The sequence below is a fragment of the Dietzia maris genome, assembly GCF_014144855.1.
GTDB classification, from domain to species: Bacteria; Actinomycetota; Actinomycetes; order Mycobacteriales; family Mycobacteriaceae; genus Dietzia; species Dietzia kunjamensis.
Genome location: NZ_JAALDN010000236.1, coordinates 1 through 7,016 on the forward strand (window position 1 = coordinate 1; position 7,016 = coordinate 7,016).

At 71.3% G+C, this 7,016-nt stretch carries 7 protein-coding genes; 5 read left to right on the forward strand and 2 right to left on the reverse strand.

The genetic code is table 11. The features are described from left to right. Positions 1-250 precede the first annotated feature (250 nt). The gene (purS, locus tag G6024_RS08245; protein WP_069388988.1) at positions 251-505 is read left to right on the forward strand and encodes a phosphoribosylformylglycinamidine synthase subunit PurS; all 255 of its coding nucleotides are present in this window, start codon (positions 251-253) and stop codon (positions 503-505) included. Next, entirely contained in the window at positions 502-1,179 is a 678-nt protein-coding gene (gene purQ, locus G6024_RS08250) for a phosphoribosylformylglycinamidine synthase subunit PurQ (protein ID WP_069388989.1), read from the forward strand. The genes purS and purQ overlap by 4 nt, the downstream gene beginning before the upstream one ends. A gap of 74 nt (positions 1,180-1,253) precedes the next feature. Here the strand turns inward: purQ and G6024_RS08255 are convergent, their stop codons facing one another. Then, positions 1,254-1,448 carry a hypothetical protein gene (locus tag G6024_RS08255; protein ID WP_069388990.1) on the reverse strand — a complete coding sequence of 65 codons (195 nt, stop codon included), beginning with the start codon at positions 1,446-1,448 and terminating at the stop codon, positions 1,254-1,256. 207 nt (positions 1,449-1,655) lie between these two features. Here G6024_RS08255 and G6024_RS08260 point away from each other — a divergent pair, with 207 nt between their 5' ends. The 3 genes from G6024_RS08260 to G6024_RS08270 all read left to right on the forward strand — a co-directional run bounded on the left by G6024_RS08260 (position 1,656) and on the right by G6024_RS08270 (position 5,959). Next, positions 1,656-2,867, forward strand: a complete 1,212-nt coding sequence (locus G6024_RS08260; RefSeq protein WP_159148462.1) for a saccharopine dehydrogenase family protein — start codon at positions 1,656-1,658, stop codon at positions 2,865-2,867. Positions 2,868-2,949: 82 nt separating this feature from the next. Then, positions 2,950-5,250, forward strand: a complete 2,301-nt coding sequence (gene purL / locus G6024_RS08265) for a phosphoribosylformylglycinamidine synthase subunit PurL (RefSeq protein ID WP_159148463.1) — start codon at positions 2,950-2,952, stop codon at positions 5,248-5,250. A gap of 40 nt (positions 5,251-5,290) precedes the next feature. After that, a complete protein-coding gene (locus G6024_RS08270; RefSeq protein ID WP_069388991.1) occupies positions 5,291-5,959 on the forward strand; it encodes a YoaK family protein in 669 nt (222 codons plus the stop codon). 21 nt (positions 5,960-5,980) lie between these two features. Here G6024_RS08270 and G6024_RS08275 read toward each other — a convergent pair. Beyond that, positions 5,981-7,016: hypothetical protein (locus tag G6024_RS08275; RefSeq protein ID WP_159148464.1), on the reverse strand; the 1,036-nt coding region annotated here is incomplete at its 5' end.

A 7,016-nucleotide genomic window follows, 5' to 3' on the forward strand; every position in this document is an offset into this window, starting at 1 on the left:
GGACGGTCCGGCTCAACGTCGCGGCCGGGCAACTCTCGCGCCGGGCACCCCGGTCGGCGCTGCTCGACGCGGTCGACGCGGTCGTCGGCGAGCACGGTGCGCGGCCCGCCCGCTACGAGTGGTCACCGGTCGCGCTTGTGGGTGCCGCGTGAGCTTTCGGTCCGGCGACCAGCGGCGGGTAGGATCGACCAGTGAGTCCCGGCCGGTCCGGGATCATTCCGCGTAGCCGTCCGATCGAGGAGTTCCCACCGTGGCCCGAGTCGTCGTCGAAGTCATGCCCAAGGCCGAGATCCTCGATCCGCAGGGTCAGGCCATCCACCGAGCCCTCGGCCGTCTGGGCCACGGCGGCGTCACCGACGTACGGCAGGGCAAGCGGTTCGAACTCGAGATCGCCGACGGTGTGACGGAGGCCGAGCTCGAGGAGATCGCTTCGTCCCTCCTGGCCAACACCGTGATCGAGGACTGGAAGGTCGTCCGCGTGGACACCGCGGAGGCGGCCTCGTGACCGCACGGATCGGCGTCATCACCTTCCCCGGCACGCTCGACGACATCGACGCCTCCCGTGCCGTCACCCGGGCCGGGGCCGAGGCGGTTTCGCTGTGGCACGCCGACGCCGACCTCAAGGGCGTCGACGCCGTGGTGGTCCCCGGCGGCTTCTCCTACGGCGACTACCTGCGGTGCGGTGCCATCGCCTCGATGGCCCCCGTCATGGGTGAGGTCATCTCGGCCGCGAAGGGCGGCATGCCCGTGCTGGGGATCTGCAACGGTTTCCAGATCCTGTGCGAGGCCGGGCTGCTGCCCGGCGCCATGGGCCGCAATCGCGACATGCACTTCATCTGCCGCGACGAGTGGCTGCGGGTGGAGAACAACGGCACGGCCTGGACCTCACGGTTCGAGCAGGATGCCGAGATCCTCATCCCGCTCAAGTCCGGCGAGGGCCGCTACATGGCCACGCCCGAGACCATCGAGAAGCTCGAGGCCGAGGGGCGCGTGGTCTTCCGTTTCGCCGGTGACGCCCCCAACGGTTCCACCAACAACATCGCCGGCATCAGCTCCGCCGACGGTCGCGTGGTGGGTCTCATGCCGCACCCCGAGCACGCGATCGACCCGCTGACCGGCCCGTCCGACGACGGGCTGGGCCTGTTCCTGTCCGCGCTGGACTCGATCGTCAGGGTCTGATCAGCACGCTGCGCTCAGAGCGAAGGGCCCGCCGGGATTGCTCCCGGCGGGCCCTTCGGTGTTGCAGGGGTGGATCAGCCGAGCGGGCTGCCGAGGGTGCTGCCCAGGTCGCCACCGATGCCGGCGACGAGGCCGAGGATCGTCAGGGGCAGCTCAAGGACGAAGCCGAGGATGGTGTCCACGGCGGAGGAGCCGACGCCGTCGAAGCTGCCGAAGGTCTCGATGCTGAAGGGAACGGTGGCGTCGGCGATCGAACCGGTGAGGTCCATGGGGTCTCCCTAAGAGGTACGCCCCGGAATGGCCGGGGCGAGATGCGGCGACCCGGGTGGTCGCGCGCGCGAGATGATTTTGCCCTTATCTGGTGGACAACGGATCAACTTTCTTCACATTAATGACAGAGGTCACTCGCGCCACTCGTGGTCGGCTGTGCCCCGTGCGTCGCCCGCCGACCGCGGCCGATGCGGTAGAACCGTGGGATGAGCGAAACCAGTAACCAGCCCGTCTCCGCCTCCGACAAGGCCGACCGGCCGTTCGACATCGTCCTCTACGGTGCGACCGGGTTCACCGGGGGACTGGTGGCCGAGTACCTGCTGCGGCACATGCCCGAGGGTGGTTCCTGGGCGGTGGCGGGTCGGAACCGGACCAAGCTGGACGCGATCGTCGCCCGACTGGCCACCGAGATGCCGGACGTCCCCGCGCCCGGGGTCGTCGTCGCGGACACCGACGACGCGCGATCGTTGGCGGAGATGGCGCGGTCCGCTCGCGTCATCATCACCACGGTCGGCCCGTACCTCGAGTACGGCGAGCCCCTGGTGGCCGCCTGCGCCGAGGCCGGAACCGACTACGTGGACCTGACCGGGGAGCCCGAGTTCGTGGACCGCATGTACCTCGAGTATCACGACGCGGCCGTGGCCTCCGGCGCACGGATCGTCCACGCCTGCGGCTTCGACTCGATCCCCCACGACCTGGGCGTGTTCTACACCATGAAGCAGGTGCCCGAGGGTGTGCCGGCGGTGGTGTACGGGGCCGTCCACGCGGACGCCCAGTTCTCCGGCGGAACCTTCCACTCGGCCATCGGCCAGTTCGCGCGCCTGCGGGACGCGGCGAAGACCGCCAAGCTGCGGCGCCAGAAGGAGGGCAGGGTCGCCGACCGGCGGATCAAGTCGGTCCAGGGCAAGCCGCACCGGGACAGCGTGCTGGGCCGCTGGCTCGTGCCGCTGCCGACCATCGACCCGCAGATCGTCCTGCGGTCGGCCGCAGCCCTCGAGAGCTACGGGCCGGACTTCACCTACTCGCACTACGCGTCGGTCGGCTCGCCCGTCACCGCCACGGCCGGCATGGTCGGTGTCGGCGCGCTCGCGCTCGGCTCGCAGGTCGGCCCCATCCGGTCGCAGATCCTCAAGCGGATCGACCGCGGGGCCGGGCCGAGCGAGTCCCGCCGGGCCCGGTCCTCGTTCGACGTCACGTTCGTCGCGCTCGCCGGCGGACGTCGGATCGTCACCCGGGTCTCGGGGGGCGACCCGGGGTACACCGAGACGTCGATGATGCTCGCCGAGTCGGGTCTGAGCCTGGCGTTCGACGACCTGCCCGCGCTCTCGGGTCAGCTCACCACGGCCCAGGCCATGGGTGACGCTCTGCTGGACCGGGTCCAGCGCGGCGGCCTGACGTTCGAGGTCCTGTCGACGTAGGTCGGACCCCGGGCGACCCCGCACGAGGTGGGGCCGAAGGCGTCGATTCGCCACCCGGACGGGGCCGACTAGACTCGGCCCCGTGACCTCTCATGTGGACTCCATCTCGCACGCCTCCGACACCCCCGAGCTGGCCCAGCCGTGGGCGGAACTCGGACTCAAGGAGGACGAGTACGCCCGCATCCGGGAGATCCTGGGGCGTCGCCCCACGGACGCCGAGCTGGCCATGTACTCCGTCATGTGGTCGGAGCACTGCTCCTACAAGTCGTCCAAGGTGCACCTGAAGTATTTCGGGGAGACCACCACCGACGAGATGCGCTCGTCCATGCTCGCCGGTATCGGTGAGAACGCCGGCGTCGTGGACATCGGCGGCGGCTGGGCCGTGACGTTCAAGGTGGAGTCGCACAACCACCCCTCGTACATCGAGCCCTACCAGGGCGCCGCGACCGGTGTCGGCGGGATCATCCGCGACATCATGGCGATGGGTGCGCGGCCGGTGGCCGTGATGGACCAGCTTCGCTTCGGCCCCGCCGACGCCGACGACACGCACCGCGTGCTCCCCGGCGTCGTGGCGGGCGTCGGCGGCTACGGCAACTGCCTGGGCCTGCCCAACATCGGTGGCGAGACCGTGTTCGACGAGTCCTACGCCGCCAACCCTCTGGTCAACGCCCTCGGCGCGGGCGTCATGCGCGTCGAGGACCTGCACCTGGCGTTCGCGTCCGGCACGGGCAACCGGATCATCCTGTTCGGTGCCCGCACCGGCCTCGACGGGATCGGTGGCGTGTCGGTGCTCGCCTCCGAGACCTTCGACGTGGATGAGCACGGCGCGCCGGTCAAACCCCGCAAGCTCCCGGCCGTCCAGGTGGGCGACCCGTTCATGGAGAAGGTCCTCATCGAGTGCTGCCTCGACCTGTACCGCGAGGAACTGGTCGTGGGCATCCAGGACCTCGGCGGAGCCGGCCTGGCGTGCGCCACCTCCGAGCTGGCGGCGGCCGGCGACGGCGGCATGCACATCGTGCTCGACAACGTCCCGCTGCGTGCGGAGGGCATGACCGCCGCGGAGATCCTCTCGAGTGAGTCGCAGGAGCGCATGTGCGCCGTGGTGACGCCGGAGAACGTCGAGGCCTTCATGGGGGTGTGTCGCCGCTGGGACGTGCTGGCCGCCGACATCGGCGAGGTCACCGACGGCGACCGGCTCACCATCGAGTTCCGCGGCGAGACCGTCGTGGACGCCCCGCCGGAGTCACTGGCCGACGAGGGACCGGTCTACGAGCGCCCCGTCGAGCGCCCCGCCGACCAGGACGCTCTGCAGGCCGACACCACCGCGAACCTGGCCCGCCCGGCCACCGGTGACGAGCTGCGTCAGACCCTTCTGGACATGATCTCCAGCCCGGCGCTGTGCTCGCGCAAGTTCATCACCGAGCAGTACGACCGGTACGTCCGCGGCAACACGATCCTCGCGGAGGCCGCCGACGGCGGCGTCCTGCGCATCGACGAGGAGTCCGGTCGCGGCATCGCGCTGTCCACCGACGCCTCCGGTCGCTACACCAAGCTCGACCCGTACACCGGTGCCCGGCTGGCCCTGGCGGAGGCGTACCGCAATGTCGCCGTCACCGGCGCCACCCCGGTCGCGGTGACCAACTGCCTGAACTTCGGCTCCCCCGAGGACCCGGGCGTGATGTGGCAGTTCCGCGAGGCCGTCCACGGCCTGGCCGACGGGTGTGCCGAGCTCGGCATCCCCGTCACCGGCGGCAACGTCTCGTTCTACAACCAGACCGGCTCCACGCCGATCCTGCCGACGCCCGTCGTGGGCGTGCTCGGCGTGCTCGACGACGTCGCCCGCCGCACGCCCACCGCGTTCGGTGACACCCCCGGTGAGAGCATCTACCTCCTCGGCGAGACCCGGGACGAGCTCGACGGGTCCATCTGGGCCCAGGTCGCCCACGACCACCTCGGCGGACTGCCGCCCACGGTGGATCTGAAGTGGGAGGCCACCCTGGCCCGCATCATGGCGACCAGCTCGAAGGACGGCCTCATCACCGGCGCCCACGATCTGTCCGAGGGCGGCCTCGCGCAGGCTCTCGTGGAGTCGGCGCTGGCGGGCGAGTGCGGCATCCGCGTCGTGCTGCCCGAGGGCGCCGACCCGTTCGTCTGGCTGTTCTCCGAGTCCGCCGGCCGCGTGATCGTCTCCGTGCCGCGCGGCGAGGAGATCCGCTTCCAGCAGATGCTCACCGCGCAGAACATCCCGCACGCGCGGGTCGGCGTGACCGACCCCGACTCGGGCACGTTCGAGGTGCAGGGCCAGTTCACCCTCACCACCGACGAGTTGCGCGCCGCCCACGAGGGGACGCTGCCGGCGCTGTTCGGCGTCGACCCCGTCTGAGTCGTCGGGGAGGACGGCCGGACCGGGGACAGGCGGGCGGATGCGCGACCTGCGCGGGCGTGAGCGGGTCCTCGCGGTGGTGCTCGCCGCCACCGCGGGGTTCGTCGACGCCGTCGGCTTCCTCGTGGTGGGCGGCTACTTCGTGTCCTTCATGAGCGGGAACTCCACCCGCATGGTCGTCGACCTCTCAGGCGGTGACCTCGCAGGTGCCGCCATCGCCGCCGTCGTGCTGGTCTCCTTCTTCCTGGGGGCGGTCGGGGGCGCGGTGGTGACCCGACGTCGCAACCTCGACGACCGACCGGCGGTCCTGTCCCTCGTGGCGTTCCTGCTCCTGCTCTCGCTCGTCCTGCACTGGGCCACCACGGCCACGGTGCTCGGGACGCCGGTGTCCGTCGCGGCGGCGGCGGCATCGATGGGGGCCATGAACTCCGTCTTCCACTCCCGTGGCGAGGTCTCGCTCGGCGTGACGTACATGACGGGCGCCGTGGTGAAGTCGGCCCACCGCCTGGTCGACGCGCTGGCCGGGGGATCGTGGGCCCCGTACCGCCAGCAGGTGGCCCTGTGGTCCGCGCTCGTCCTCGGTGGTGTCGCCGGCGCACTGCTGCACGTGGCCATGGGCGCCACCGCGCTCGCGCTGGCCGCGGCGGTCGTGATCGGCGCGGCGGTCGTGACCGTCCTGCTGCGCGCCCGGGACTACCGCACCCCCTGACGGCCCGTCAGGGCCCCGGGCCTACGGCAGCCCTCGTCGTCGTGCCCCCAGGTAGGCCTCCCGCGCCGCGAGGCCACGGACCACCTCGTCGAGCATAGGACGTACGAACCGTTCCTTGTGCGCGGTGTCGGAGGCCGCCGCGGCGGCCAGGTTGAGCGCGGAGAACGTCGCCAGCATCAGCGACACGCGCACGAGGGTGACGCTGACCGGGAGACCGAACAGCAGCCCGCCGGGCTCGTCGGGAGGGCGCAGCGTCCACCGTGTCTCGGTGATCTCGGGGACGGCGATCCACCCGAGGGTCACGAAGAACAGGAACACGAGCGTCGCGAACAGCGCCGCCTGGATCAGGGTCGCCAGCACGGGCACCAGCACCAGGTTCACCCGCTCGCCCGGACGCAGCGGATGTTCCGGCGCACGCCCACCCAGGTCCTGGAGGATGTCGTCGCGGGTGGAGATGCCCACCAGTAGCACGGTGAGCGCTACCATGACGCCCAGCACGGCGAACGTCCGCGGCCAGGACAGTTCCACCATGACCTGCCAGATCTCCACGCTGAAGAACAGGAACAGCACCGCCAGCATGAGGATCGGCAGCACCCTCGCCACCATCGGCCCCATGGTGGCCAGTTCCCGCCGCACGCGCCGCGCCGACCAGCGCACCAGCGAGCCCAGCCCCGTGTAGGTGCCCACCAGGACGCCCACCGCGAGCAGGGCGGTGGTGCGGCACGAGGGGCCGTCGTGGGGGTCGAACACGACGTGGGGGACGACGACGAGGGCGATCAGTGCCCCGAGACCGATCGCCGAGCCGACCACCGGGCGCGCGTGACGGGCCGCCGTCGACACCAGCCATCCCACGAGTGGGGCGGCGACCCAGAGCGCGACCGCCAGCAGCAGGAATTCGGCGATCGGCTCCGGGGCGTCGAGCAGATCCGGCTCCGCCCCCGGCCCGGCCCGCTCGAGCAACGCGATCATGTAGTCGTTCGACCGGTCCACGGCGGCGATCCCGGTGGCGGCCACCGCGAGCCCGGCGCCGAGGCCGGCGGAGCGGGGGAGCACCTCG

Excerpts from the sequence above, each read along its gene's own strand:
- G6024_RS08255 (WP_069388990.1), bottom strand. The coding sequence starts at position 1,448 with ATGGACCTCACCGGTTCGATCGCCGACGCCACCGTTCCCTTCAGCATC.
- G6024_RS08260 (WP_159148462.1), top strand. The coding sequence starts at position 1,656 with ATGAGCGAAACCAGTAACCAGCCCGTCTCCGCCTCCGACAAGGCCGAC.
- G6024_RS08270 (WP_069388991.1), top strand. The coding sequence starts at position 5,291 with ATGCGCGACCTGCGCGGGCGTGAGCGGGTCCTCGCGGTGGTGCTCGCC.